The sequence below is a fragment of the Candidatus Pelagibacter sp. genome (genome assembly GCF_052049835.1).
Lineage (GTDB): Bacteria > Pseudomonadota > Alphaproteobacteria > Pelagibacterales > Pelagibacteraceae > Pelagibacter.
In genome coordinates, this window is sequence record NZ_JBNGZF010000006.1 from 22243 (window position 1) to 48742 (window position 26500).

At 28.9% G+C, this 26500-nt stretch carries 28 protein-coding genes; 16 read left to right on the top strand and 12 right to left on the bottom strand.

What is annotated here, in order from left to right:
* The first annotated feature begins 7 nt into the window (after nt 1-7).
* Complete coding sequence (locus ACTT9R_RS04810; RefSeq protein WP_440926887.1) at nt 8-2182, top strand: malate synthase G; 2175 nt, start codon at nt 8-10, stop codon at nt 2180-2182.
* Here the strand turns inward: ACTT9R_RS04810 and recR are convergent.
* The 5 genes from recR to kdsB form a co-directional block, all read right to left on the bottom strand.
* Complete coding sequence (gene recR, locus ACTT9R_RS04815) at nt 2157-2768, bottom strand: recombination mediator RecR (protein WP_023854366.1); 612 nt, start codon at nt 2766-2768, stop codon at nt 2157-2159. The two genes, ACTT9R_RS04810 and recR, sit on opposite strands and share 26 nt — an antisense overlap.
* 3 nt (nt 2769-2771) lie before the next feature.
* Nucleotides 2772-3089, bottom strand: a complete 318-nt coding sequence (locus ACTT9R_RS04820) for a YbaB/EbfC family nucleoid-associated protein (RefSeq protein WP_075485012.1) — start codon at nt 3087-3089, stop codon at nt 2772-2774.
* Nucleotides 3082-4737: a DNA polymerase III subunit gamma/tau gene (dnaX, locus tag ACTT9R_RS04825; protein ID WP_440926888.1), complete on the bottom strand. Its 1656-nt coding sequence runs from the start codon at nt 4735-4737 to the stop codon at nt 3082-3084. The genes ACTT9R_RS04820 and dnaX overlap by 8 nt, the downstream gene beginning before the upstream one ends.
* Before the next feature lie 140 nt (nt 4738-4877).
* Nucleotides 4878-5711, bottom strand: a complete 834-nt coding sequence (locus tag ACTT9R_RS04830) for a prephenate dehydratase domain-containing protein (protein WP_440926889.1) — start codon at nt 5709-5711, stop codon at nt 4878-4880.
* On the bottom strand, nt 5708-6442 hold the full coding sequence (kdsB, locus tag ACTT9R_RS04835; RefSeq protein WP_440926890.1) for a 3-deoxy-manno-octulosonate cytidylyltransferase: 735 nt from the start codon (nt 6440-6442) through the stop codon (nt 5708-5710). Before kdsB ends, ACTT9R_RS04830 begins: the two co-directional genes overlap by 4 nt.
* A gap of 113 nt (nt 6443-6555) precedes the next feature.
* On the opposite strand from kdsB, the gene ACTT9R_RS04840 reads away from it, so the two are divergent.
* Nucleotides 6556-7095, top strand: a complete 540-nt coding sequence (locus ACTT9R_RS04840) for a c-type cytochrome (RefSeq protein ID WP_440926891.1) — start codon at nt 6556-6558, stop codon at nt 7093-7095.
* On the opposite strand, the gene argF is transcribed toward ACTT9R_RS04840, so the two are convergent.
* Nucleotides 7087-8019: an ornithine carbamoyltransferase gene (gene argF / locus ACTT9R_RS04845; protein ID WP_440926892.1), complete on the bottom strand. Its 933-nt coding sequence runs from the start codon at nt 8017-8019 to the stop codon at nt 7087-7089. The two genes, ACTT9R_RS04840 and argF, sit on opposite strands and share 9 nt — an antisense overlap.
* Nucleotides 8020-8021: 2 nt before the next feature.
* Nucleotides 8022-9185: an aspartate aminotransferase family protein gene (locus ACTT9R_RS04850; protein ID WP_440926893.1), complete on the bottom strand. Its 1164-nt coding sequence runs from the start codon at nt 9183-9185 to the stop codon at nt 8022-8024.
* Nucleotides 9186-9353: 168 nt separating this feature from the next.
* On the opposite strand from ACTT9R_RS04850, the gene ACTT9R_RS04855 reads away from it, so the two are divergent.
* Complete coding sequence (locus ACTT9R_RS04855; RefSeq protein ID WP_440926894.1) at nt 9354-9848, top strand: GcrA family cell cycle regulator; 495 nt, start codon at nt 9354-9356, stop codon at nt 9846-9848.
* Here ACTT9R_RS04855 and ACTT9R_RS04860 read toward each other — a convergent pair whose 3' ends face one another.
* The gene (locus ACTT9R_RS04860) at nt 9849-10835 is read right to left on the bottom strand and encodes a complex I NDUFA9 subunit family protein (RefSeq protein ID WP_440926895.1); all 987 of its coding nucleotides are present in this window, start codon (nt 10833-10835) and stop codon (nt 9849-9851) included. It lies immediately after the preceding gene.
* A 15-nt stretch (nt 10836-10850) separates the two neighbouring features.
* On the opposite strand from ACTT9R_RS04860, the gene ACTT9R_RS04865 reads away from it, so the two are divergent.
* From ACTT9R_RS04865 to ACTT9R_RS04925, 13 genes are all read left to right on the top strand, one after another.
* Entirely contained in the window at nt 10851-11462 is a 612-nt protein-coding gene (locus ACTT9R_RS04865; protein ID WP_440926896.1) for a ribonuclease D, read from the top strand.
* A 2-nt stretch (nt 11463-11464) separates the two neighbouring features.
* A complete protein-coding gene (locus tag ACTT9R_RS04870) occupies nt 11465-12430 on the top strand; it encodes a KpsF/GutQ family sugar-phosphate isomerase (protein WP_440926897.1) in 966 nt (321 codons plus the stop codon).
* A gap of 5 nt (nt 12431-12435) precedes the next feature.
* A complete protein-coding gene (lptC, locus tag ACTT9R_RS04875; RefSeq protein ID WP_440926898.1) occupies nt 12436-13014 on the top strand; it encodes an LPS export ABC transporter periplasmic protein LptC in 579 nt (192 codons plus the stop codon).
* Between the two features lie 3 nt (nt 13015-13017).
* Nucleotides 13018-13797: an ATP-binding cassette domain-containing protein gene (locus ACTT9R_RS04880; protein ID WP_440926899.1), complete on the top strand. Its 780-nt coding sequence runs from the start codon at nt 13018-13020 to the stop codon at nt 13795-13797.
* Nucleotides 13798-13802: 5 nt separating this feature from the next.
* On the top strand, nt 13803-15125 hold the full coding sequence (gene aroA / locus ACTT9R_RS04885) for a 3-phosphoshikimate 1-carboxyvinyltransferase (RefSeq protein ID WP_440926900.1): 1323 nt from the start codon (nt 13803-13805) through the stop codon (nt 15123-15125).
* A 97-nt stretch (nt 15126-15222) separates the two neighbouring features.
* Nucleotides 15223-16947: a S1 RNA-binding domain-containing protein gene (locus tag ACTT9R_RS04890; protein WP_440926901.1), complete on the top strand. Its 1725-nt coding sequence runs from the start codon at nt 15223-15225 to the stop codon at nt 16945-16947.
* A gap of 19 nt (nt 16948-16966) precedes the next feature.
* Nucleotides 16967-17260: an HU family DNA-binding protein gene (locus ACTT9R_RS04895; protein WP_440926902.1), complete on the top strand. Its 294-nt coding sequence runs from the start codon at nt 16967-16969 to the stop codon at nt 17258-17260.
* A complete protein-coding gene (gene pyrF, locus ACTT9R_RS04900; RefSeq protein ID WP_440926903.1) occupies nt 17250-17942 on the top strand; it encodes an orotidine-5'-phosphate decarboxylase in 693 nt (230 codons plus the stop codon). Before ACTT9R_RS04895 ends, pyrF begins: the two co-directional genes overlap by 11 nt.
* Nucleotides 17939-18568 carry a phosphoribosylanthranilate isomerase gene (locus ACTT9R_RS04905; RefSeq protein WP_440926904.1) on the top strand — a complete coding sequence of 210 codons (630 nt, stop codon included), beginning with the start codon at nt 17939-17941 and terminating at the stop codon, nt 18566-18568. Before pyrF ends, ACTT9R_RS04905 begins: the two co-directional genes overlap by 4 nt.
* Entirely contained in the window at nt 18558-19787 is a 1230-nt protein-coding gene (locus tag ACTT9R_RS04910) for a tryptophan synthase subunit beta (protein ID WP_440926905.1), read from the top strand. Before ACTT9R_RS04905 ends, ACTT9R_RS04910 begins: the two co-directional genes overlap by 11 nt.
* Complete coding sequence (gene trpA, locus ACTT9R_RS04915; RefSeq protein ID WP_440926906.1) at nt 19787-20587, top strand: tryptophan synthase subunit alpha; 801 nt, start codon at nt 19787-19789, stop codon at nt 20585-20587. The genes ACTT9R_RS04910 and trpA overlap by 1 nt, the downstream gene beginning before the upstream one ends.
* Nucleotides 20584-21513, top strand: coding sequence for an acetyl-CoA carboxylase carboxyltransferase subunit beta (locus ACTT9R_RS04920; RefSeq protein ID WP_440926907.1), 930 nt, complete (start codon nt 20584-20586; stop codon nt 21511-21513). The genes trpA and ACTT9R_RS04920 overlap by 4 nt, the downstream gene beginning before the upstream one ends.
* Nucleotides 21467-22735 carry a bifunctional folylpolyglutamate synthase/dihydrofolate synthase gene (locus tag ACTT9R_RS04925; protein ID WP_440926908.1) on the top strand — a complete coding sequence of 423 codons (1269 nt, stop codon included), beginning with the start codon at nt 21467-21469 and terminating at the stop codon, nt 22733-22735. Before ACTT9R_RS04920 ends, ACTT9R_RS04925 begins: the two co-directional genes overlap by 47 nt.
* Here the strand turns inward: ACTT9R_RS04925 and ACTT9R_RS04930 are convergent.
* Genes ACTT9R_RS04930 through ACTT9R_RS04945 form a run of 4 tightly spaced genes read right to left on the bottom strand, consistent with a single transcriptional unit; the run spans nt 22732 to nt 26348 of the window.
* A complete protein-coding gene (locus tag ACTT9R_RS04930) occupies nt 22732-23049 on the bottom strand; it encodes a thioredoxin family protein (RefSeq protein WP_075504453.1) in 318 nt (105 codons plus the stop codon). The genes ACTT9R_RS04925 and ACTT9R_RS04930 overlap by 4 nt on opposite strands.
* Before the next feature lie 34 nt (nt 23050-23083).
* Complete coding sequence (locus tag ACTT9R_RS04935; RefSeq protein WP_440926909.1) at nt 23084-24520, bottom strand: exonuclease domain-containing protein; 1437 nt, start codon at nt 24518-24520, stop codon at nt 23084-23086.
* Nucleotides 24521-24526: 6 nt separating this feature from the next.
* On the bottom strand, nt 24527-25213 hold the full coding sequence (locus ACTT9R_RS04940; protein ID WP_440926910.1) for a hypothetical protein: 687 nt from the start codon (nt 25211-25213) through the stop codon (nt 24527-24529).
* Between the two features lie 37 nt (nt 25214-25250).
* A complete protein-coding gene (locus ACTT9R_RS04945; RefSeq protein ID WP_440926911.1) occupies nt 25251-26348 on the bottom strand; it encodes a DNA recombination protein RmuC in 1098 nt (365 codons plus the stop codon).
* Between the last annotated feature and the right edge of the window lie 152 nt (nt 26349-26500).

Genomic DNA, 26500 nt, shown 5'->3' on the forward strand with positions numbered 1-26500 from the left:
AAGTGCTATGCAAGAAAAATACATTAAAATTAATAACTTAAAAGTATCTGAAAAGCTATCAAACTTTGTAAATGATGAATTATTAAAGAATACAAATGTGTCTTCAGAAAATTTTTGGTCAGGTATGGAAAAAACTCTAGATGAGCTCGCACCAAAAAATAAAGAATTAATTAAATTTAGAGAAAATTTACAAAATAAAATTGATGATTGGCATATCAAAAATAAAGGGAAAGAATTTAATTCAGATGAGTATAAAAAATTTTTATTAGAAATTGGTTATTTAAAAAATGAGGGGGCTGATTTTAAAATAGAAACTGAAAATGTTGATGAAGAAATTGCAAGTATAGCAGGACCTCAGTTGGTTGTGCCTGTGATGAATGCGAGATATGCATTAAATGCTGCGAATGCAAGATGGATGAGTTTATATGATAGTCTTTATGGTACGGATGTAATTGAACAATCTGAAGATAGTGTGTCTGAAAGATATGACCCTCTAAGAGGTGAAATGGTTATAAAATATGGGAGAGATTTTTTAGATAAGTACTTTCCGTTAGCTGGATTGAGTTGGAATAAAATTACAAGTTTTGCTGTAAAATATGGGAAATTAAAAGTTTTAAAAGGTGCGGATATTTTTGATTTGGAGGACGAAAATAAATTTGTTGGACATAGAGGTGAAAGTGATAATCCATCCGCAATTATTCTAAAAAATAATAATTTACATATTGAAATTTTAAAAGACTCGAGAGCTTTTGCTGCTCAACAAGATCATGCAGGTATTAGTGACATAATACTAGAGTCAGCAGTGTCAACAATTTGTGATAATGAAGATAGTGTAGCAGCAGTTGACTCAGAGGATAAAATTATTTGTTATCGAAATTGGCTTGGTCTAATGAAGGGAGACCTTAAGTCAAAATTTGAAAAAGAAGGAAAATTATTTGAGAGAAAATTAAATCCACACAGAAGCTATATCTCAAAAGATGGCAAAGGTCTAAAGTTACATGGTAGAAGTTTATTGCTTGTAAGAAACGTTGGTCATTTAATGACTAACCCTTCAATTTTATTAAGTGATGGAAGTGAAATACCTGAGGGTATTATGGATGCATTTATAACAACGGCAGCTGCGCTACACGATATTAAAAACAAAAATAATTCAAGAACTGGATCGGTTTATATTGTAAAGCCTAAAATGCATGGTCCAGACGAGACAGCATTTACAGATTTAATTTTTTCTAAAGTTGAAGAAGTTCTAAATTTACCCAAGTATACTTGCAAGATTGGAATTATGGATGAAGAAAGACGAACATCAGCAAATTTAAAAGAGTGTATAAGAAGTCTTAAAAATAGAGTTTTTTTTATCAATACTGGCTTTCTAGATAGAACTGGTGATGAAATGCATACATCAATGGAAGCTGGTCCTATGATTAAAAAAGGTGACATGAAATCGTCTAAATGGATTACTGCTTACGAAAATAACAATGTTGATATTGGTTTAAGTTGTGGGTTTTCTGGTAAAGCTCAAATTGGAAAAGGAATGTGGGCAATGCCAGATAAAATGAAAGATATGATGGAACAAAAAACAGGACACTTAAAAGCAGGAGCAAACTGCGCATGGGTTCCTTCTCCAACAGCAGCTGCATTACATGCTTTACATTACCATGAAATAAATATTTTCAATGAACAAAAAAAATTAATTGATAGAGAGCCAGCTAAACTTGATGATCTTTTAACAATCCCAATAGCAGACAGACCAAATTGGTCTGTGGAAGATATAAACAAAGAAATTTCTAATTCAGCGCAAACCTTATTGGGTTATGTTGTAAGATGGGTCGATCAAGGTGTGGGTTGTTCAAAAGTTCCTGATATTAATAATATTGGCCTGATGGAAGACAGAGCCACTCTTAGAATTTCATCCCAACATATAGCAAACTGGATTCATCATGGAATTACAACAAAAATACAAGTAACTGAAATAATGAAAGAGATGGCTAAAATAGTAGATGACCAAAACAAAGATGATCCCTTATATGTTAAAATGAGTGGTGATTATGAAAACTCAATAGCGTTTCAAACGGCGTGTGATTTAGTTTTTAAAGGTAAAGAGCAACCTTCAGGTTATACTGAACCATTACTTCACTTAAATAGGTTAAAAAAAAAATCTAATCTGAGTTCGAAACCAAATTAGATCGATTTTTAAAAGCAGAAAATAAAGTCCCATCATCTAGACTTTCAATCTCTCCTCCTACTGGTAAACCTTGCGCTAATTTAGTAATTTTAACATCTAAATTTTTAAGACTATCTTGAATATAATATGCAGTTGTTTGACCTTCTACAGTTGCACTAGTTGCAAGAATTACCTCTTCAATTTTATCTCTATTAACTCTTTCAACTAATGAGTTAATTAACAAATCTTCTTTTCTTTGGCCAACTGAAGAAATTGTCCCTCCTAAAATATGAAAATAGCCCTGAAATATATTTGAATTTTCAATCGACCATTGGTCTGCAATATCCTCTACTACACAAATTTTATTATATTTTTCTTTTGTATTCTCACAATTTAGGCATCCATTTGAATTTGACTTTAATGCACCACATGAATTGCATCTAACTACATTTTTATAAACTTGCGCCAATGTATTTGCCATAGGTTTTACAAGTTCGTCACGATTATTTATTAATTTTAAAACAATTCTTTTTGCTGATTTTGGACCTAGACCTGGTAGTTTTGAAATTAATTTAATTAATTCTTCTATCTCACTTATGTTTTGCATCTATTATAAAGGCCATTTAAAACCAGGAATTCCAAAACCTCCAGTTGCTTTTGAAATTTCCTCAGTTGTTTTTGATTTAAGTTGAGATTTGGCACTATTATGTGCTGCAACAATTAAATCTTCAATTATGGTTTTGTCCTCTTTCATAATTTCATCAGATAACTTTATTGTTTGCATCTCTCCCTCTCCATCCAAAGTTATCTTTACAGAATTTGAACCCGAAACTCCTTCAACTCTAATTTCCTTAATTTTTTGTTGGCTTTCTTTCATTTTTGCCTCAAGTTCTTTTGCTTTATCTAAAATTTTACTAAAATCAGTCATTATCAAATCCATCTTTGTTTGAATTTACATCTATTAATTCGGCATCAGGAAATTTATCAATCACACTTTTAAATATTTCTGAATTTTTCATTTCATCCATTAACTGTTTTTTTACATTTTTTTCTTTATCTTTTACTGACATTTGCCCTTTTAATTTACTAAAAGTAATAATCCATCTTTCACCAGTCCATTCAAAAAGCTTTGATGATAAATCTTTTACAAAATCTTTATCTAAACTTTCATTAAAAGATATTTCAATTCTATTTTTTTCAAATTTTACAAGGTTAACATTTTTTTCTAACTCGTATTTAAGTTTGATCTCTTTTTTTTTTGAACAAATTTCAATTAAATCCTCAAATACATTTATATTAATTTTATTTTCTGCTTTAATTTCTGTCTGAACTTCTGGTTTGATTTTTTCTTCCTGTGCAACATTCTTAATTTGATTTATTGTTTTAGAAGTTAATTCAGTTTCTGTATTTTTTACAAAATTTTCACTTTTCAAGCGAGCCTCAACATTTTCAATTTTATTTTCAGATTTTACAGAACTTAAATGCATTAGTCTTATTAAGAACATCTCAATTGAAAGGTGTTGATTTGAAACTACGTCTATCTCTTCGAGAGAAGAGATGGCAAATTGCCAAAATAATATTAATACCTCTGAGTCTATTTGATTTGATAAATTTTTAATTTTAGAAAATTCTTCATCATTTAATGAAAAGTTTGTACTTTCTAAAGTTAAAGAATTAATATTTTTAAAGTAGTAAAGTAACTCTAAGAAATCATTAATAAAAACCTTTGGTTCAACACCTTGGTCATAAATTTTTCTATAAATACTTATTACTTTTGTTTCTTCACCTTTTAAAATTAACTCAAACAAATCGATTAATTGAGATTTATCAAAATACCCAAAAATTTTCTGAGCTGAATTTAAGTCTAGTTCTCTTCCTTCATCCAAACTTAATAGTGCTCTATCGAGCAACGATAAAGAATCTCTAACAGAGCCCTCAGAAATTTTTACTATAAGCTTTAAAGCATCGTCGCTTATTTTTCCATTTTCCTTATGCTTAATTTTTTTAATAAACTCCAATAATTCTGAGGATTTAATTCTAGATAAATCAAATCTTTGACATCTAGATACAACTGTAATTGGAATTTTTTTAATTTCTGTAGTTGCAAAAATAAATTTTAGATATTCTGGTGGTTCCTCTAAAGTTTTTAATAAAGCATTAAATGCTTGTTTGCTTAACATATGAACTTCATCAATAATGAAAATTTTATATTTAGCCGAGGTCGGTCCATATCTTGAAAATTCGATTAAATCTCTTACGTCATCCACACCTGTTTTGCTTGCTGCATCCATTTCAAGCACATCTATATGACTAGACTCACTTATAGATTTACAGCTTTCACAAAAGTTTTCTTTGCATAAATTATCGATACCATTTGAACAATTAAGTGCTTTAGCAACAATTCGTGCTGTTGTGGTTTTTCCTATTCCTCTTATTCCAGTGAACAAATATGCATTAGGTATTTTGTCAGCTTTTATAGAATTGGTAATAGTTTCAGCAACAACCTCTTGACCAATAAGATCATCAAAAGTTTGTGGTCTATATTTAAGCGCTAATACTTTTGAGTTATTATTCATACATCTATAAGGAGACTAGAACCTGAATAACTGTCTCTACGACTGCTTCCGTTAAGATCTGGTCGGGTTCAAGCAGCATCCACCTCTAGCCTCCATATCTATTATAGCAGTTAAAATTTCTAATCTACAAGAAAAGATTTTTATTTTTTTTGTCTCAACTTATCTGCTTCGAAAACACCTAGAACGTGAAAATCCTCACAATGTAGACCTAGCTCTTCAAGAGATTTCTGAACTTTTGGATCTTCGATATGTCCATCTAAATCACATAAGAAAAAATAAGAATCGAAACTATTTTTTACTGGATAACTTTGCAATTTAGTTAAGTTCACTCCATTCAAAGATGGACCACTTAGTGCTTGATATAATGCAGCTGGCTTACTTTTCAATTTAAACAAAAAAGAAGTTATATAGGTTTTATCTTTAAATTCTGGTTGAGAAATATTTTTTCCCATAACTAAGAACCTTGTTAAATTACCAGTCTCATTTTCTATATTTTTTTTAATAACTTCTAATCCATAAATTTCAGCACTCAATGAAGATGCTATAGCTGATTGCTTAACATCTTTTGTTTTAGAAATCATTTCAGCAGACCCAGCGGTATCTGCTCTAATATGTTCTGCTAAATTATTTTCTTTTATAAATTTTGAACACTGAGACAATCCTTGTGCGTGTGAATATACTTCTTTGATGTCTTTTAATTTAGCGCCAGGTTGTCCTAATAAGTTGTGTTCAATTTTTTGAAAATGCTCTTTATAAATATTTAGTCTATGTTTAAATATTAAATATTCAATTCCAATGTTACCTGTAATTCTATTTGACTCTGGAATTATAATTCTACTATCTGGTTCTTCAGATGCTTTGTTAAAACACTCATCAAAAGTTTTACAGGGCAATATTTCTGTTTTAGGATCAATAGAGAGCGCTGCTAAATGAGAATATGCACCAAAGGTTCCTTGAAAATAAATTTTACTCATAAATTCTTATATTCCATTATTTTTTTCAAGGCTAGATAATCTTCCTCAGTATCTACTCCTATTGGAGAAGACTTTGCAAGTGAAACATTGATATCAATATTATTATCTAATGCTCTTAACTGCTCTAGTCGATTTTCTATTTCATTTTTGGATTGATCCAAGTGAACAAATTTTTCAAGACAATCTCTTGAATAACAATAAATTCCAATATGGTGATAAATATTATCTACCTGCTCAGATTTTCTTGAAAAGTAGACTGCCTTTGGAAAATGATCCCCTTCTAGGCTGTTTTCAGTGATGACCTTTACAATATTTTCATTCTTGAGGTTTTTAATATCTTTTATTTTTGCGGCAAGAGTACCTAATTTAGAATTATTTTTTACCATTTTGTCATTCAAACTTTTTATATCATCAATCTCGATTGCTGGTTCATCACCTTGTAAATTCATAATGAAATCAACATCTCTAATTTTTGATTTTTTAAGTGCTTCGTAAATTCTATCTGTACCTGTCTTGTGTTTATTGCTAGTTAAAATAGCATTAAAACCATTGCTTTTAACATCCTCAATAATTTCCTGATCCTCTGTAGCTACAATCACATCTCCAATATTTGCTTCTTCTGCTTTTTTAGAGACGTGTGAAATGATTGATAAACCATTTATTTTTAGTAAAGGTTTACCTGGCAGCCTGGTGGCGGACATTCTAGAAGGTATAATTACTAAAGTTTTCATTATATTTTGAAATTATTATACTCATTAAACAAATATAGAGGCAAATTTATACATTAAATTTTAGCTTTTTTTTTATTTATCGTGTTATACGTTCACTACAAAATTTAGAAAAAATGGATTCTTTTGAAATAAACAAAATAGTTGCTGCAGTTTTAATGGTTGCATTGCTTGTTATCGGAATTGGAAAATTATCTGATGTTATATTCCATGTGGAGAAACCTGAAACACCTGGTTATTCAGTTGAAGTAGAAGCTGCCACTACTGTATCCACAACCAGTTCAAGCATGACGTCAGACAAAATTGATATATCAGCATTAATGGCGATGGGAGATATTGCACATGGTGAAAAAGTTTTTAAAAAATGTGCAGCTTGTCATTCAATTGTTAAAGGAGGAAAGAATGCTATTGGTCCAGCTCTATATAATGTTGTAGGAAGAAAAGTTGGAGCGATTGAAGACTATAAATATTCCAAAGCACTGGCAGCATATGATAAAAATTGGACTTTTGAAGAACTGAATGGATTTTTAATTAAACCTGCTAAATGGATAAAGGGAACAAAGATGGCGTATGCAGGTCTTAGAAAAGAAAAAGATAGAGCCTCTGTAATAAAATATCTAAATGAGAATTCAGACAGCCCTTTGCCGCTACCTTAATTTTCCAAAACAATATAACAAAATACTTTTTTGAACATGAACTCTATTGAGTGCTTGTCGCCATACATGTGATTTTTTACCTAAGAAAACATTATCACTGACTTCATCTCCACGGGGTAAACAATGGAGAAATATTGTTCCCTGTTTTTTTGAAAAACTCATTAATTTTTCATCAATTTTAAAATATTTAAATGCTTGTATTTTTTTCTTCTTATTAACTTTATCATTTAAAGAAATAACTTTATCAGAAAAAATTACATCTGCACCAACCACTGCTTTTTTAGCATCATTATAAATATTAATTTTTTTATTATTTCTTTTGACCCATGCCCTAACGTCTTTTCCTGGTTCAAATTTTTTAGGACAACCAATACTTAGTTTGAAAGAAAATTTTACTGAGGCAGCAATTAAACTATCCAAAACATTATTGGAGTCACCTATCCAACAAATGTTTAATTTTGAAATTGGTTTCTTCTTTATTTCTTCAACTGTAAATACGTCAGATAAAACCTGTGTTGGATGAGATGAGGGACTTAAACCATTAATTACCGGTATTGATAAATATTTTGCAAAATTTTCAACCTTTTTATCACTATCAGTTCTAAGCATAAATCCATCACCATAAGTCGAAAGAATTTTAGCAGTATCAGCAATGCTTTCTCCCCCTTGACCTAAATGAAGTTCATTTGATCTTAGAGTTAAAGTACCGCCACCTAGTTGTTTTATAGCTAAATAAAAGCTTAATCTTGTACGTAAACTAGATTTTTCAAACATTTGGATTAATAATTTTCCTTTTAAGGGTGCACCCTTATCAACTTCAAGTGTGCTTAGTTTTTTTCTTAAACTTTTTCTTTTCTTGGCGTCGGTAATAATCTTTCTCAAATCTTTTGCAGGTATATCTTTTAGATTTATGAAATGTTTCATGATTATTTAATTTCTGAGCAAACTTTTTTAATTATCTTTAATGCTATATCTATTTCTTTAATTTTAACATTTAGAGGAGGTAAAATACGAACAACATTTTCAGCAGCACGGATTGTTAGTAATTTATTGTCCATCAATTTTTTAATAAACTTTGTTTGATCTGTTTGAAGTTGAATTCCAATTAATAAACCTCTTCCTCTTATCTCCTTAATAATACTTGGATATTTTTTTTTTAATTTATTTAATTTCAAAAAAAAATATTTTGAGGATTTTTTAACATTGTTCTGAAATTTTTTACTTGAAACAATATCCATAACTGTGTTCCCTACAGCCATAGCCAAAGGGTTTCCGCCAAAAGTTGATCCGTGCGTACCTGGAGTCATACCTATGGCAACTTTTTTATTCATTAGAACAGCACCAATAGGAAATCCAGAACCTATTCCCTTAGCTATAGGCACTATATCAGCTACCACTCTTGATTTTTCAAAAGCAAAAAAATCTCCAGATCGAGAAATCCCACATTGAACTTCATCTAAAATAAGTAATATTTTCTTTTTATTGCATAACTTTCTCAATTCTTTGAGACACCAATCTGGTATTACCTTAATACCACCTTCACCCATTATAGTTTCAACCATAATTGCAGCTGTGTTTTTAGTAATCTTTTTTTTTAAAGATTTATGATCTCCAAAGACAAAATGATCAAAACCACCTACATGTCCAAAGCCTTCGGTCATTTTCTTTGACCCACTTGCAAAAATAGTTGCTAAAGTTCTTCCGTGAAAAGAATTTTTAATACATAAAATTCGAGTTTTATTTGGTTTTCCAATAGTATAAAAATACCTTCTAGCAACCTTTATTGCTGCCTCAGTAGCTTCTGCTCCTGAATTTTGAAACATAACATAATCAGCAAATGTTTTTTGGCACAACTTTTTCGCTAATTTTTCTCCCTCTGGAATTTGAAAAGCATTAGAAACATGCCAAAGTTTTTTTGATTGATCTCTTATTGTTTTTACTAATTTAGGATGAGCATGACCTAACGAGTTAACAGCTATTCCTTGAACAAAATCTAAATATTTTTTACCATCAGTTGAAAAAAGATAACTTCCTTTTCCATACTTAAAAGCAATTTTCTTTCTGTTATAGTTTTTTGCTAAATAACTCATAATTTTAAATTGTTTTATAAAGTTTAAATATTAATACAAGTTGGGATTGAAAATATACATACACTTAATTTGCTTATTATTGTTGATAACTCTCATTTTTTGATTGTTTAATATAATTTTATATCAGTATATTGTTGTCTTATATAAATTAAATACAACATATAGATTATGAGTTGGACTGAAGAAAAAGTAGCAAAATTAAAAGAGCTTTGGGGCAAAGGTAATACAGCAAGTCAAATAGCTGAAATAATTGGAGGCATAAGTCGAAATGCAGTTATAGGTAAAGCCCACAGACTTAACTTATCTGCTAAAATCAAAACTCGAACTGCTACATCGAATGAAAATTTTGAAAACTCTGTTGATGAAAAAAATGTCAAAATAAAAAGAAGTCGTAGAAGTAAATTTAAGTCATTGATAATTGAGAAAGATTTTGAGCCAGAAAACCCTAAACAATTGGAAGAGCTAGACGAGAATTCTTGTAAATGGCCGATTGGCCATCCAGATGAGAAGTCATTTTACTTCTGTGGAAGATCTTCCTTAAAAGATTTTTCTTATTGCAAACTTCATTTGTTATATGCTTACCAACCAAAAGGCAAAAAAGAGGACGTTAGCGAGAAGGAAGAAGTTCCAGAATTTATTGAAAAAAAAATACAGTCAGCTTAATTAAATTAATTTGTTTTCTGAATTATCCTCAGATTTGTATTTTTCAGTAGAGAATTGTCCTCCTTCTCTCCACATATAACTATATTTTTTAACCTCTTCATCAAAATATCTTAAACTTGGAATACCTATATCTTTATTTGTTTTATACTTTCCTGATGAAATATTATTATATTTTAAAAGTCTCAACTGATCTCTAGTAATCAAAGGTTGGGGCATTATCTCAAATATTCTAGCAGACAATTGAGCAAAAGGTAAAGGAAAGGGTATTAACAATCTGTTTTTATCAATTAATTTTAATAATTTTCTGAGTATTTCTTTAAAAGTAATTACTTCAGGTCCTACACATTCAATAATGCTTGTGTGAATATTTTTTGAGATAATATGATAAATTGTATCTGTTAGATCAGAACAATGAATTGGAGCAAATTTAGTATTCCCACTATAATAAAGAGGAAACAGTGGGAGTCTATTTAATATAGTCATAAAAGTTGTGGTAAAATTGTCATCAACCGAATATACGACTGAAGGCCTCAAAATTGTAGCTAAAGGAAAAAATTTTAAAATTTTTTCTTCACCGTCTAATTTACTCTTAGCATAATCTGAGTCGACAGCATCATTAATACCAAGTGCAGATAAATGAATAAAACGTTTAAGATTGTTTTGCTTACATAATTTAGCTAATAAAGTTGGAAATACAGTGTGTATATTCCTAAAAGTGTTTCCGCTTTTTTTTTCGTATAAAATCCCTATTAAATTAATACAAATATCAGCATTTTTAAAAAAACCTCTTATTTTGTCTTCATCATAAATATTGGACTCAACTATATCTATATAGCCAGCATTAGCTTGGGTCTTAATAATATAACTTTTTTGATGAATATTTCTCGTCACAACAGTGACTTTGTAATTATTTTTAGTCAACTTTCTTATTAAGTTTCTGCCAATTTGACCACTACCACCAAAAATTAGACAATTTTTTGCTTTCATATATATATATTTCCAATGAGTAATAAAATTGAATTACACAAAAACGATCTACCAGATGATTTGAATTTAGGCAACATTATAGCAATCGATGGAGAATTTATGGGTCTAAATGTAAGAAGAGATCCACTTTGCCTGATACAAATATCCACGGGGAATTCTGATGCTCATATAATTCAATTTGACAGAGATAATTATAATGCTCCCAACTTAGTAAAGTTATTAAAAGATCAAAAAATCACTAAAATCTTTCATTATGCTCGTGCCGATATGGCGCACATTAAGTATTATCTAAAGACAGAAACAAATAACATACTTGATACTAAAATTGCTTCTAAATTAGCAAGGTCTTATTCAGACAATCATTCTTTAAAAATACTAATTAAAGAATTTATAAATATAGACATAAGCAAACAATTTCAAAATTCAGATTTTGGGGGTAAGCTAACTCCGGCTCAAATTAAATATTGTGCAAACGACGTAATTTATTTACATAAAATTCATGAAGAGTTAGAGAAAATATTACAAAGAGAAGGAAGAAACAAACTTTATACAGATTGCTTAAAATTTTTAAAAATAAGAGTTGATCTCGATTTAGCTTTATTCAAAGATGATATTTGGTCTCATTAGTTATGAAAAATGAAATTATTAAAATTGGAAAAAGTGTAATTGATTTACAAATAAGAGCTCTTAAAAAATTAAAAAATTCTATAAATACTGATTTTAATAAAGCTGTAGATAAAATAATTAAATGTAAATCTAAAATAGTGATATGTGGAGTTGGAAAAAGTGGAATAATTGCGTCTAAAATTTCTGCAACATTATCTTCTGTGGGTACACCTTCATTCACAGTTTCTGCTAATGATTGTTCACACGGTGATTTAGGTAGAATATCAAGAGGAGATATTTTAATATTAATAAGTAACTCAGGAAATACAAGTGAACTAAAAAATATTATAAAATATGCAAGATCATATAATATTTTTTTGATTGGAATAATGTCTAACAAAAATTCAATATTATATAAGAATTCAAATATAAAATTACACATACCTGAAGTAGAAGAGTCGGGACATGGAATTGTTCCAACATCAAGTACAGCAGCGCAACTTTCTATTGGAGATGCTTTAGCTATTGCTCTAATGAATAAAAAAAAATTTAGTAAACTTGATTTTAAAAAATTCCACCCTCTAGGAAGTTTGGGTAATAAATTAAAAACTGCTAGTGATCTGATGCTAACAAAAAAAAGAATACCATTTATTAATGAAAATCAGACAATGAAAGAAGCAATAAAAATTATCAATATTAAGAAACTAGGATTTTTGGTTGTTATAAACTCTCTAGGATATACGACAGGTGTTTTCACTGATGGTGATCTTAAGAGATTAATGAGAAAAAAAAATAAAATTGAAAGTTTAAGAATTAAACACTTCATGTCAAAAAAACCATTTAGTGTCGACGAAAATACCTTAGCTTCAGATATTTTAAATCAAATGAATAAACGAAAAATTACAAATGTTTGTGTTTTTAAAAAAAATAATAAACATAAAACAATAGGTATTCTACATATTCACGATTTAATTAATAATTTAAGATAATTTGAATGAAAAGTTTTTTACAACTATTTCTTTTATTTATTTTAATTGTCATAGGCATTTTTTTTTATAATAGCTATTTTGTTGAAAAAAATATTGTTACTGAAACTTTTGACGAAAACAATATAGACAGAAAAATCACTCAAAATAAAAAAAATATAATTACCAATTTACAATATAATGTTGAACTAAAGGATAGTGGAAAATATGAAATTAAATCTAAATCAAGCGAATTAATTTATGAAAATGGTTTTGAATTAGTTTTTATGAAAGACGTAGTAGCTATCTTTACAGATAAAAAAAATAGAAAAATTTTTATTACTTCTGATTTTGCCACATTTAATTCATCCAATTACAACACTTATTTTAAAGAAAATATTAAAATCAATTACCAAAACCATAATATTTCATCGGGCAAAATAGACTTTAATTTCATAGAAAACGATATTTTGGTTTACGAAAATGTCGTATACAGTGGCCCAAAAAATAAAATCCATACGGATAATATTAAAATAAATTTGATTACAAAAAATATTGATTTTTATATGGATAATTCTAATGAGAATATTAAAATTATAACTAGATAATTTATGAGCACTAATATTAAGAAATTTAGAATAAAATCATTTAAAAAAAATAATTCAATATTAAAACTCGAGAAAATATCATTAAAATATGGAAATAAAACTATCTTGGATAGTCTAAATTTAAATTTAAATAATGGACAAATATTAGGTTTGCTTGGACCAAATGGAGTTGGGAAATCCACAATTTTTAATCTTATAACAGGACTAGTTTCACCTGATTATGGTTCAATATTTATTAATTCAGAAAAAGTAAATAATTTTCCAATTTACGAAAGAACTTTAAAATTTAAAATTGGTTTTGTTCCTCAATATGGTGGTTACTTTCATGATTTGACAGTTATAGAAAATCTAAATGCGATAGCTGAAATTACAATTAGAGATGCTAGTTCAAGAAACCAAAAAGTAAATTCGCTTATCTCTAAATTTGAATTAGACCCGGTGAGAGATATTAACGCAACTTTATTATCTGGAGGTCAAAAAAAAAAGTTGGTTATAGCAATTGCTTTAATATCTGATCCTAAGATTCTTTTGCTTGACGAGCCTTTCGCTGCTTTAGATGTTATGACAATAAAAATATTGCAAGATATAATAGTAAGTTTGCAAAGTTTTAATAATATATCGGTTATTCTTTGCGATCATCAAGCTAGAGATTTATTAAGATGTGTAGATTCTGCTGCAATAATCCATAATGGCAGAGTTGTGGCACAAGATACCCCTTCGAATTTAATCAACGATACTGTAGCCAGAAATACCTATTTCGGTGATTCATTTAGAATAAATTAAAAAAAGTGAATAAAATTTTAACAATAAAGAACACAATTAAACCATTCAAAAAAACTATTTCTATAGAAGGTGATAAAAGTATTTCAATAAGATGGGCTCTTATTGCTTCACAATCAGAAGGGAAATCAACTGCTCTGAATTTGTTAAGATCTGAAGATGTAATGAGTACTATAGAATGTTTAAGAAGACTTGGGGTGAAAGTTTATCTATCAAAAAAAATTTGCAAGATTCAAGGTGTGGGTCTTAATGGATTTAATTTTAAAAAAAATTGTGTCCTAAATGCTGGAAATTCAGGTACTCTTGCTAGACTAATTCTAGGCCTATTAATTCATACAAAAAAAAAAATAAAAATTATCGGTGATAAAAGTCTTTCTAAAAGAGATTTTAATAGAGTTATAGAACCTCTTGAAAAATTTGGAGCAAAATTTAATTCTAATTCGGGAAAACTTCCAATTACAATTATGGGTACAAATAATCCAAAACCAATTAATTTTTATGAAAAAAAAGGGTCAGCACAAATTAAAAGTAGCATAATGCTTGCCGCTCTCAATACCAAAAATACAACAACTATTCGAGCTAAAAAATCTAGAAATCATACTGAGCTTTTTTTTAAATATTTAAAAATACCCTTTAAAATAAAAAAAATGAAAAAATTTGATATAATTAAAATAAATGGTGGAAGTAAAATTATAAAACTTGATTACAGAATTCCATCAGATATAAGTTCTAGTGCATTTTTTATCGTATTGACTGTATTGTCAAAAAATTCTGAATTAAAAATTAAAAATGTAAATATGAATTCTTCTAGAATAGGTATTATCAAAATATTAAAACTAATGGGTATTAATTTAAAATTTAGCAACTTGAGAACATATAATGGTGAAAAAGTTTCTGATATATTTGTAAAAAGTCAAAATAAAATTAAATCTATAAATTGCCCTGAAAGTCTTAACTCAGCATCTATAGATGAGTTTCTTTTAATTTTTTTGTTAGCAGCAAGAGCAAATGGTATATCTTATTTTAAAAATTTATCAGAGCTTAATGAGAAGGAAAGCCCAAGGCTAAAATGGGGATCAAAATTACTAAATTTAATGGGTGTCAAAAATACATTGACTAAAAATAATATAAAAATATTTGGTAATCCAGATTTAAAGATTGATAAAAAAATTGTAATTAAAGATTTCTTAAAAGATCACAGGGTTTTTATGACAAGTGTAATTGCTGCACTTTCTCTTGGAGGTGAATGGAAAATTTCAGATAAAGACTCAATTAATACATCTTTTCCATCTTTTCTGAGCAAACTAAGAGAAATAGGCCTAAAGAGCTGACAAAATTGAGCTATTTTTTTAATTTCTATGTTGATAAATCTAATAAATTTAATTAAAAGTTCCAAGTTTTTTAAAATAAAAACTATGCTTAAAATTAATGGAAATTTATAAAGATTTAACTAACCCTGCCACATCTGAATTTGAAAAACTGTTAAACAGTCAACTCTCAAAAATAAACATTGAAGAAGGAAAAATAATAGAGGGTAAAATAAATAAAATTACAGAAAAATTTGTGTTCTTATTAGTGGAGGGATTAAAATCAGAGCCTATCCTAGATATAAACGAATTGAAAAGTATGGGATTGGGCGAAAAGATTAGAATAGGTGAAACAATACCAGTTTTATTAGAAAAAATAGAGGATAAAAATGGAGAGGTATTAGTTTCAGCAAGTAAAGCACAAAAAATAAAGGGTTGGGATAAACTAGTTGAAGCTTATGAAAAAAATGAGCCCATAATGGGGAAAATTACATCAAAATGTAAAGGTGGATGTATTGTTGAACATATTGATACAGGTTCTTTAATGTTTTTACCAGGATCTCAAATAAGTGATAAGCCATTAAAAGACATAAGCCATCTAATGAATGAACCACAAAAATTTGCTTTAATTAAACTTGATAAAGTAAGAGGTAATGCATGTGTTTCCAGAAGAGAAATAATATCCTCATTTAAAAAAGAGGATAAGGCTAAAATAATTGAGAAATATAAAGTTGGAGATATTATTAAAGGTGCGGAAGTGAAAGGATATAGTACATTTGGATGTTTTTTTAATGTAAATGGAGAATTAGATGTGTTAGTTCATTTACAGGAAATTTCATACTCTAGGGTAAATCATCCAGATGAGGTATTTAATATTGGTGAAAAACATGATCTAAAAGTTATAAGTGTTGATAAAGAAAAATTACAGGTTGGTTGTTCTGTAAAACAACTTTCTCCAGACCCCTTCGAGCATATTGAGAACTACGAATTAAATAAAATTTACAAAGTGAAAGTAGTTAAATTAATGGACTTTGGTGCTTTTTGCGAATTAGAGCCAGGACTAATTACTTTGCTTCATTCAAGTGAGCTAAGTTGGACGAAAAAGAATATTTTAGCAAAAAAAATGCTCAAAATTGGGGACGAGATAGATTGTGTAATTACAGAAATAGATAAAAATAAACGAAGAGTTGCCATATCACACAGACTTACTAAAGAAAATCCTTTTGAAATATTTGAAAAGAAATACCCAGTAGGAACGATCGTTGAAACTGAAGTTGTAAATAAAAATGAATACTCTTTATTTGTAAATATTAAAGATTTAGATGTGGATGCATTTTTACACTGCAATGATCTTACTTATGGAACAAATGGGGAAGAGGAATTAAATAAATATAAGAAAGGTGATAAAATAAAAGTAAAAGTATTAGAGATTAATGTAGCTGAACAAAAAATTAGAGTAGGCTTAAAACAAACTCAACCTGACCCATTTGATTGGTTTAAAGATAAATCTAAAAATCAAATAATAACTGTAAAAGTTGTTTCTACTGATAACAAAGGTTTAATTGTTAAACCAGAAGGATGTGAATTAGATTTTCAAATTAAAAAATCAGCTATTGCAATTAATAGCGCTGATGCAAGACCAGGTAGATGGACTGGTGGTGAAAAACTTGATTGCGCCATAGCTGATCTTGATCTAGAGAAAAGAAAAGTAACTTTAAGCATAAAACTTCTGGAGGAAATCGAAAAAAAAGAAGCTTTAGAAAAATATGGGTCAGAAGGTTCTGGAAAAAACTTACCTTTTTCGTCATTATCAGAGGATCTGAAAAAGAAAGAAGAAGAAAAATAATTATTTAAAAAGACTTAAATTGGCTATTGTAAAATCGAAGCTTTTAAAAAAACTCTCAGAGAATTATCCAAATTTTTTAAAAAAAGATCTTAATAAGTTTACAGATATAATATTAAATGAAATAAAAAGATCTCTAAAAAGAGGTGATAGAGTAGAGCTTAGAGGCTTTGGTGTTTTTTTTACAAAGTTACAAAAAGCAAGAATATCGAGAAATCCAAAAACTGGAGAAAAAGTAAATACTCCAGAGAAAAAAACAATTCACTTTAAAATGTCAAAAGATTTGTTTAAAAAATTAAATGAAAATGAAGAATAAATATATTTTTGTAGCATGCGATACCTCTAATTTAAATAAAATAAAAAAAATAATTAATCAAACAAAAACAAATAAAATTAAAATTATACCTAAATTTGGCCTTCAATTCTTCTATTCAAGAAATGGTAGAAAATTTTTAGAAAAATTTAAAAATGATTTTTGGTTGGATTTAAAGATAAATGATATCCCTCAAACTGCATTATCTGCCATTGATAGCTTAAAAGATTTAAAAAAATGTAAATATATAACTGTCCATGCAAATGGAGGAATGGAAATGCTTAAATCAATAAAAAAGAAAGCAAAGAAAATAAATAAAAATTTAAAAGTTTTAGGAGTTACAATTTTAACAAGTCTTAATAATAAATCTCTTAAAGAGATAGGTCATACAAAAAATGTAAAACAGTTGGTTTTAAGACAAGCAGAATTAATAAAAAAATCAGGATGTGATGGTTTAGTTTGCTCTGCTCAAGAAGCCGCAATGGTTAGCAAAAGATACAGAAATTTATTAATCATAACTCCAGGAATTAGGTTACCAGGTGACAGTTCAAATGATCAAATGAGGATTATGACACCTAAACAAGCTTTTGCAAATAATGTTTCTGGCATTGTTATAGGAAGATCTCTTACAAAAGGTAACATAAAAAATAACATCAAAAAACTTAATGATCATCTTAACAAATGATCAAAGGTTGTAAAATTTGTGGTATAAAAGATTCTGGTACTTTAGATTACATAATAAATCACCCCTACCCTCCAAAATTTATTGGCTTCATTTGTAATTACCCAAAAAGCTCAAGATATGTTGAACTTAACTCTCTAAACAAATTGTTAAATGTAAAAAAAAACAAAAGTGAATTTGTTGCTGTGTTGGTAAAACCTAACAATAAAATTTTAGAGGAAATAAAAAGTTTACCTTTTGATTATTATCAGTTGTATGACTGTGGCCCAGATGAAATTAAAATTATAAAACAAAAATATCAAAAAAAAATTATTACAGCTTTAACAATTAAAGATGAATCCGATGTTCTTAAATATAAGTCATTCGTTGACGTAACAGATATATATTTATTTGATAGCAAAGGTTATGAAAAAAGTCATAGCTTTGATCATAACTTGATTAAAAATATCAAATTAAACAAGGAATCAATGCTAGCTGGTAATATAAAATTCGATGATAACCTAGAAAATTATGAGAAAATTGCTAATTACATAGATTTATCTGGAGGCTTGGAAACTTCTGGATTAAAAGATGCTTCCAAAATAGATATTTTTTTAAAAAATTTAAATAGATTGAAAAATGAAACTTAAAAAAAAAATTCCTCTAATTGACCAACATGATCGTCACGGTTTTTGGGGTGGTAAATTTGGAGGAAGTTTTATTCCTGAAACTTTAAAAAAACCTGTAGAGGATTTGACTAAAGAATTTTCGAAATTAAGGAATAACAAGAATTTTTTAAAAAAGAGAGATTATTACTTTAAAAATTATATAGGATCACCCACATCATTTGTGAAATTAGAAAATTTATCTAATCATTTAGGTGGTGCTCAAATATGGGCTAAAGTTGTATCTGAGGCAAATGGCGGTGCTCATAAAATATATAATGCAACTGTTCATGCTTTAATTTGTAAAGCAATGGGGAAAAAATATATAGTTGGCGACACGGGCGCAGGTTATGCTGGTAAAATGTTGAGTATGGCTGCTAAAAAATTTGGTCTCAAATGCAAAATTTTTATGGGTGCAAAAGATATTAAAAGACAAAAGCCAAATTGTGATGCAATGAGAAAAAATGGCGCCGAAATAGTTCCTGTTTATTCTGGAAGCCAAACTTTAGTTGATGCAGTAAGTGAATGCATGAGATATTGGGTATCAAATTGTGATACTACTCACATGTGTGTTGGAAGTACAGTTGGTCCAAATATATTTGTAAAAATTTGTGGATGGAGTACAGCACAAATTTCAAGAGAATTAAAAATACAAATTAAACAAGAATTTAAAAAAATTCCAAAAAAAATTAAATTAATCAACTGTGTGGGTGGTGGGAGTTCAGCATATGGTTTTTGGAGTGAATTTATAGATTTTAATAAATCGCAAATAGAGTTAGTTGGTGTAGAGGCTGGAGGTCCAAAAAAATCTAAACTTCATGCTGCGCCTTTAAGTAGAAATGCTAAAATTGGAATTTTACATGGCGCAGCCTCATATGTTTGTCAAAACAATGAAGGTCAAATAAATGACACTGAGTCGATAAGTGCTGGATTAGATTACCCAGGGGTAAGTCCAATACATTGTTTTTTAAAAGATACAAAACGAGCAAGATACACTTATGCAACTGATGAAGATGCACTAAAAGCACACGTAATGGTAACTAAATTTGAAAAACTTAATCCAAGTTTAGAGCCCAGTCATGCATTTGCAGAAGCAATAAAAATTGCTCCAAAATTAAGTAAAGATACCATAATAATAGTTAACTCTTGTGGTGATGCTAAAAAAGATAGAGATATCTTAAGAGAAAGACTGGGTAAAAATTAATGAATTCATTAATCAGTAAAACTTTCTCAGCTGTGAAAAAAGAGAATAGACCAGCTTTACTGACATATACGGTAGCTGGAGACAATACTAAAAAAAAATCTTTAGAAATATTAAAATCAATTTCAAATTACGCAGATATTTGTGAATTAGGTTTTCCACACAACACACCAATAGCTGATGGAGGGCAAATACAAACAAGTGCTTATAGGGCGATTAAAAATGGTATTAAAATTAATGATGTATTTTCAATTGCAAAAAATTTTAAAAAGATAAAAAAAAATAAACCAATTATATTGATGGGTTACTACAATATGATCTATCAATATAATGAAAATAAATTTTTAGAAAAATGCAAAAAATCAAAAGTTGATGGTTTAATTGTTGTTGATTTACCTTATCCTGAAAATAAAAATTTTGCATCAAAATGCAAAAAAAAAGGAATTAATTTTATTCAATTGGTTTCACCAACTACTTCTCAGATAAGACTAAAAAAAATAATAAAAGATTCACACGACATGATTTATTATATAAGCATGTTATCCACCACAGGTGGAAAACTTAAAGTGTCCCCAAGGATAATATTAAAAAAATACAATAAAATAAAAAAACAAAATAAATCAAAAAATGTTGTTATTGGCTTTGGTATTACAGAAAAAACAATCAAATCTCTAAAAAAAGCTGATGGTTTGGTAGTTGGTAGTGCAATTTGCAAGGAAATCTCTAAATCAATTGAAAAGAGACAAAATGCTGTCACAAATGTTACTAATATCGTTAGAAGATTAAAAAATAAAATTCAATGAACTGGATAACTAAAATTATTAAAGCAGGTGAAAAAATTAAAACTGCTATACGTGAAAGAGCTACGAAAGAAGATATTGCAAAAAGTGATTGGACATCATGTTGTAAGGGTCCAATTTTAAAAAAGGATTTAGAGGAAAACTTATGGGTATGTCCTGATTGTAAACGTCATCATAGAATAAACCCTCATCAAAGATTTGATATATTGTTTGGAAAAGACAATTACGAGATTTTTAAAACCCCAATACCAAAAGATGATCCACTAAATTGGACAGACTCTAAACCTTACAAAGAAAGATTAAAAACTGCTCGAAAAAAAACAGGATTAGAATGTGGAATGATGGTTGCTTCTGGAACTATAAATAATATTAAAATTACCGCTGTAGCTTCTGATTTTGATTTCTTAGGAGCTTCAATGGCAGCAGCAGAAGGTGAAGCTTTTTTATATGGAGTACAGCATGCGATAGAAAATCAAACACCTTTTTTATGTATTAGTGCTGGTGGAGGAATGAGAATGATGGAAAGTTTAATTTCTTTATCTCAAATGACAAGAACAACACTTGCAATTAATGAATTAAAGAAAAACGGTCTTCCTTATTTAGTTTGCATAACTGATCCAACAGCTGGAGGTATTACCGCATCATACGCTATGTTAGGTGATATTCACATTGCAGAACCAGGAGCTTTAATTGCATTTGCGGGTGCAAGAGTAATTCAAGGAACTGTTAAAGAAGAGCTACCTGAAGGTTTCCAAAAAAGTGAATATGTTGAAAAAACTGGTTTTGTTGATTTAATTGTTGAGCGTAAAGAGCTTGCATCAAAAATTGGAACTTTATTATCAATATTGTTAAAGAAAAACTCTGATATAAGTGCTGAACAAAATGAAACTTCAGAAGATAGTCAGTCGCTTACAAAAGTTGCATCCTAAAGAAATAGATTTAAGTCTAGATCGTATTCAAAGTCTCTGCAAAAAATTAGGGAATCCTCAAGATAAAATCAAAGCAATTTCAATTGTTGGTACTAATGGAAAATATTCAACTATCCAAGCAATGTTTTCTATTTTAAAGGAAGCAAATTTCAAATGTAATGTCTATACAAGTCCACATATAAAAAGTATCAATGAAAGGTATGTTTTTAATAATAAAGAATTGAATGATGAAGATTTGGCAAATTTACTTGAAGAAGTTAAGGAAGCTAACAATGGTGAACCAATTACTTTTTTTGAAATATTGACTGCAGCCTATTTTTTAAAAGCATCTCAATACCCAGATAATATCAATTTAATTGAAAGTGGATTATTCTTTAGATTTGACGCTACTAATACCTTAAAAAATAACCTTGCTAGCGTTGTAACATCTATTGGCCTTGATCATTTAGATTGGCTTCCTGAAAATGAACAAACTGTTGAAAAAATTATTTTTGAGAAAACATCAAGCTTATTAAACTCAAATATTATAGTTGCAAAACAAAGCAATAAAGAAATTGCGGATAATATTAAAAAAACAATTTCAAATAATAGATCAAATAAGTTTTTCCATAATGAAAATTATAGTTTTACAATGCAAGAAAATGACTTCTTTTATTATGAAGATCAATTTGGCGGAATAAAATTACCTATGCCAAATGTTAAAGGTCAATTTCAATTAGAAAATGTCTCAACAGCAATTGCGACCCTAAGAATTTTGAAAGACTTAAAAATTAAAGATGACCACATTAAAAAAGGTATTTTAAAAATAAGTAGTATCGCAAGATTACAAGAAATTAAATCTGGAAAACTTAAAGAGCTTGTAAAAGATCACAAACTTTATGTTGATGGATCTCATAACCCATTGGGAGCAAAAGTTTTGAATGAATACTTGGAAAGTTTAGATTGCAATAAACACATCATTCTTGGAATGATGGCTAATAAAGATCATAATGAATATATGAGTTTCTTTAAGGATATCTCTACATTGACTACAATAGATATACCTAATCAACCTAATTCAATTAAAGGGAAAGAATTAAAAGATAAGCTTAATGACTTCGCAAATGTTAATTATAAAAAAAGTATTGTGGAAGCTATCAAGTCAATTCCAGTCAAGGAAAACGATATAATATTAATTACTGGATCGTTATATCTTGCCGGTGAAGTTTTAAATTTAAATTAGATATTTTTATCTAAAAATTCCTTCATATGACTTTCGGGAACTCCACCAACTTTTCTATCTACTTCAACGCCTTTTTTATAGATAATAACTGTTGGGACACCTCTGATACCTGCTGCGCTTCCAGTATTTATTCCACCATCTTCAACATCAGCATAATAGAAACCAGCCTTATCTTTATATTCATCAGATAGCTTATCCATTACTGGTTTTAGTGCCTTACATGGACCACACCACTCAGCTGAAAACTGGATGACTGAAACATCTTCATTTTTAATTTTAGTATCAAAATCTTCGTCTTTAAAATTTGTAAGCATAATTCCTTTCTATTAATTAGAGCCTTAAAGTCAACTAGGCAATTTCATATTTTTTTTCTATAGACATAATAAATTCATTTATTTCATCTAATTTTTTTAGTTCTTCTTCATCATCTCGATTTGATGCTTGATCTCTTAAGGTATCAATTTCTTGATAAGCCATTCCTATAGTTTGCCACTTTTCTCTATTTTTGCTTAAAATTCGTCTAGCAATTTCACTTTTTATATTTTTATATAAATCTGGTGGCAAAATATGCGGTGCTTCTTGATAAATAATTTTTTGCCCAAACCAACTACATCTTTTATCTTGAAACTTATCCAACATTCTTAATTTATCTTCCCAAGAAGAACTATGCCAAGTTTTAAATAATTGGGTGTCTTTATTGGGAATGAATTTTTCATATAAAGTTTCTTCAGGTAACAGATCTTCCTGGGTTTGAGTTTGAGCTTTTTCTTCAGCGGCCTCTCTATTAATGATTTGAATATTTTTACAAAAATTTTCACTATTTCTAACCATTTTCGCTCTTTTCTGGATTGTTTCTAAATCTAAGTCAGCGTATGCCTTCTCTTTTAATGCAAATTTTTTATCTAAAACTACAGGAGCTTTGTTGGTTTTGATTACTCTAAGTGCTTTTGGACTAAACTTTTTTAAATAAACTTTAAGATCATTTATTGATAAATTTAACAAAGGTTCAGGATCTCTTCTTAAATCAAATAGATATCCCCAAGATGCATATGATGGATGAAAACAATGATCTGGATGTAATGTAGAGACAAGATACATCATATTTTTTCCCTTAACATTTTCGAAAATTGAATAAATCCCCTCACTTTTTAAGATAGTTTCAACGCTATTTTTTGTAGATGTACTTAAAAAATTTTCCCAATTGTCTTTATGTTTGTCTTTTATAATTCTTAGAATTTTTAAGCTTGTGAATGCATCATGATAAGCAGTGTGTTGTTGAGATGTATCAAATCCTTGTTGTCTAGCTAAACCTTCTAAAGCTAGACTTTCATTTCCAGCTTCTGTTAATTCAGTCTTTAATGTTTCAGGATTCAAGGTTTGTGCTACTCTTGCAACATGTAACCCGTCATGTTCTTTATTGGGTGATGAATGTGTAATGTAAGGATATCTATTCCCTTTAAAAAAATTAAAATGAAACATTCGTCTATCAAAATTTAAGTTACTCCAACCCATAAACAATGCTGGACCAGCTTTAGAGAAAAAATTTTCTACTGCGCCTAAAAAATCGTAATGCGAGTAATTGCCTTTAGTAAGTAAATCAATACTTGTTGAATTAACTAATAAGGCCTTTGCACTTGGAACCTCACCCTCGGGCATTCTGCCACGAATATTTAGCTTACCAATTTCTTTTAAGTTTTTATCAACAACCACAGCACCTACTTCAATTATTGAGCCCCAAATTGTACTATTTGTTGTTTCTGTATCGTAAATTACTATTTTATCCATAAAATCCTAAGTTAAATCCGATAGCTCATTAAATTTTTTTAATCTTCCCAAAAACAAATTTTGATAAACAATTAAATCATGCCCTTGGATTTTAAACTCTTGGAATAATTTATCTACTGTGCAAACCAAAATTACACAAGAAGTGATATTGGAGTTATACACAATGTTATGTGCTAAAGAATATGCACTTGTTTGAAGAAGCCATGAGTCTATGTATTCAGCCTTTTTAGGTTTATTACTTTGTTTAAAATCTATTATTGTTTCTTTTCCTTCATAAACTCCAACACAATCAGCAGTACCTGCATACTTCTCAGGGTAATAAAGAGTGCATTCAACACCCCAAATTTCATCCAATCTATTTTTTAAACCTTTTTCTATAATTTCTTTAGCCATTAATTTATATTGTTCGTTATCTTGAAAAAAACTTAAATTTTCTCTTCCAAGTAAATAGGACTCTAAATAGTTGTGCATTTGAGAACCTCTACTACTTGCTGCTTTCGTAATTGCCTCAGCCTCTTTTTGCCCAGTTCTTTCTCTCCAATTTGCTAATGCTGCTTTATCTTCTTCAGATCGAGTTGCATCTAAAATTGAAGTGACACTTGGTAATTTTGTTTCCCCTAATAAGTATCTTCTAATGCCATCAACTGTTGCTCTTGATGATTTTGGATAATCATATTTTTGATTCCACTGCATGAGATTTCTTATAGACGTTATTAAGGAAAAAAAGAAATTAATTTTTAAGCTGCCTATTTCGTTCAACAAATTTTTCCACGTTTTCAGTTTGTACAGCTTTCTCAACCTGCTCGGGATCTTTAATATTTTCTAAGGTTCTTGAAATTGATCTTGCATCCGTTCCAAATTTATCAACAACTCCCATAGCATCTTCTAATTTTTTTCTAAGAACTATAATGTTGTCAAAATGTTTAGAAAATCTTGTACTGATTGTTTTTAAATGATTATAAATTTCCGTTGCACCTTTTTGTACCTTCAATGATTGAAATCCCATATGTAAAGACTGTAAGTAAGCAGAAAGAGTATTAGGTCCACATATTACAACTTTATATTTTTTCATTAACTCTTGAGTTAATAATTCTTTTGTACTTGGATCTTGGTATTCAGTTAACTCTTTGTATAAACTTTCTGTAGGAGCATATACGATTGCAAAATCAGTAGTTTTTGGTGGAACAATATATTTTTCATTAACACTTTTAGCTTTTGCTTTAAACGCTGAGGCTAATTTTGCTCTAGCATCTGCTACAGCCCTTTTGTCTTCCGCGTCATGACCATCGGTAATTGCTTTGAATTTTTCTACTGGAAAATGACTATCAACAGGAACTAAAACATCTCCTTGAAGCTTTATTGCAAATTCAACATTTTCACTGGTGTCCTCTTTCATTTTAACATTCGTCATGAATTGAGAGGCTGGTAGCAAATCTTTAATTAGAGCATCTAAGCTAAATTCTGCAAGAGTTCCATATTTCTTAACTCCAGCTAAAATTTTAGTTATCCCCTCTTGGCTTTGATTTAATAGTTGAACTTGTTGATTAAAATTACCAACCTTTTCCTCTACCTTAGTTAAAGTTTCAGTCATATCTTTAGTAACCCCAGTTGATAGATTATTAAATGAAGTCGACATTGCACCAAGTGAGCTATTGATTGTAGTGTTTAAGGTATCTTTTAAACTTGATATTTCTGATTTTAAATTAGCTATTTCCTCAGCTTCTTTGTTTTCATTCTCATCTTTTGGCTTAGTTTTTAAATTTAGATAAAGAATAGCTAAAACGCCGCCTAATAACAAAACTAGTAAAATTAACAATATATTATCCATGATTCTAATTTTTTATTTTATCGTAAATATTTGATTAATGTATGTAAATATTTAAAAATACTTTATGGAACTAATTTTAGTATTAAAAACATTCTTTATTATTTGTGTTATTGTTGCACTTTATGCAATTATTAGAAATCTAGATATTATCA

Excerpts from the sequence above, each read along its gene's own strand:
- ACTT9R_RS04930 (WP_075504453.1), bottom strand. The coding sequence starts at position 23,049 with ATGCTTACAAATTTTAAAGACGAAGATTTTGATACTAAAATTAAAAAT.
- ACTT9R_RS04940 (WP_440926910.1), bottom strand. The coding sequence starts at position 25,213 with ATGCAGTGGAATCAAAAATATGATTATCCAAAATCATCAAGAGCAACA.
- trpA (WP_440926906.1), top strand. The coding sequence starts at position 19,787 with ATGAATTCATTAATCAGTAAAACTTTCTCAGCTGTGAAAAAAGAGAAT.
- ACTT9R_RS04880 (WP_440926899.1), top strand. The coding sequence starts at position 13,018 with ATGAGCACTAATATTAAGAAATTTAGAATAAAATCATTTAAAAAAAAT.
- ACTT9R_RS04935 (WP_440926909.1), bottom strand. The coding sequence starts at position 24,520 with ATGGATAAAATAGTAATTTACGATACAGAAACAACAAATAGTACAATT.
- recR (WP_023854366.1), bottom strand. The coding sequence starts at position 2,768 with ATGCAAAACATAAGTGAGATAGAAGAATTAATTAAATTAATTTCAAAA.
- ACTT9R_RS04925 (WP_440926908.1), top strand. The coding sequence starts at position 21,467 with ATGAAACTTCAGAAGATAGTCAGTCGCTTACAAAAGTTGCATCCTAAA.
- ACTT9R_RS04865 (WP_440926896.1), top strand. The coding sequence starts at position 10,851 with ATGAGTAATAAAATTGAATTACACAAAAACGATCTACCAGATGATTTG.
- ACTT9R_RS04920 (WP_440926907.1), top strand. The coding sequence starts at position 20,584 with ATGAACTGGATAACTAAAATTATTAAAGCAGGTGAAAAAATTAAAACT.
- lptC (WP_440926898.1), top strand. The coding sequence starts at position 12,436 with ATGAAAAGTTTTTTACAACTATTTCTTTTATTTATTTTAATTGTCATA.
- dnaX (WP_440926888.1), bottom strand. The coding sequence starts at position 4,737 with ATGAATAATAACTCAAAAGTATTAGCGCTTAAATATAGACCACAAACT.
- ACTT9R_RS04860 (WP_440926895.1), bottom strand. The coding sequence starts at position 10,835 with ATGAAAGCAAAAAATTGTCTAATTTTTGGTGGTAGTGGTCAAATTGGC.
- ACTT9R_RS04870 (WP_440926897.1), top strand. The coding sequence starts at position 11,465 with ATGAAAAATGAAATTATTAAAATTGGAAAAAGTGTAATTGATTTACAA.
- ACTT9R_RS04855 (WP_440926894.1), top strand. The coding sequence starts at position 9,354 with ATGAGTTGGACTGAAGAAAAAGTAGCAAAATTAAAAGAGCTTTGGGGC.
- ACTT9R_RS04840 (WP_440926891.1), top strand. The coding sequence starts at position 6,556 with ATGGATTCTTTTGAAATAAACAAAATAGTTGCTGCAGTTTTAATGGTT.
- ACTT9R_RS04890 (WP_440926901.1), top strand. The coding sequence starts at position 15,223 with ATGGAAATTTATAAAGATTTAACTAACCCTGCCACATCTGAATTTGAA.
- ACTT9R_RS04910 (WP_440926905.1), top strand. The coding sequence starts at position 18,558 with ATGAAACTTAAAAAAAAAATTCCTCTAATTGACCAACATGATCGTCAC.
- ACTT9R_RS04850 (WP_440926893.1), bottom strand. The coding sequence starts at position 9,185 with ATGAGTTATTTAGCAAAAAACTATAACAGAAAGAAAATTGCTTTTAAG.
- argF (WP_440926892.1), bottom strand. The coding sequence starts at position 8,019 with ATGAAACATTTCATAAATCTAAAAGATATACCTGCAAAAGATTTGAGA.
- ACTT9R_RS04945 (WP_440926911.1), bottom strand. The coding sequence starts at position 26,348 with ATGGATAATATATTGTTAATTTTACTAGTTTTGTTATTAGGCGGCGTT.
- ACTT9R_RS04905 (WP_440926904.1), top strand. The coding sequence starts at position 17,939 with ATGATCAAAGGTTGTAAAATTTGTGGTATAAAAGATTCTGGTACTTTA.
- pyrF (WP_440926903.1), top strand. The coding sequence starts at position 17,250 with ATGAAGAATAAATATATTTTTGTAGCATGCGATACCTCTAATTTAAAT.
- ACTT9R_RS04810 (WP_440926887.1), top strand. The coding sequence starts at position 8 with ATGCAAGAAAAATACATTAAAATTAATAACTTAAAAGTATCTGAAAAG.
- ACTT9R_RS04820 (WP_075485012.1), bottom strand. The coding sequence starts at position 3,089 with ATGACTGATTTTAGTAAAATTTTAGATAAAGCAAAAGAACTTGAGGCA.
- ACTT9R_RS04830 (WP_440926889.1), bottom strand. The coding sequence starts at position 5,711 with ATGAGTAAAATTTATTTTCAAGGAACCTTTGGTGCATATTCTCATTTA.
- kdsB (WP_440926890.1), bottom strand. The coding sequence starts at position 6,442 with ATGAAAACTTTAGTAATTATACCTTCTAGAATGTCCGCCACCAGGCTG.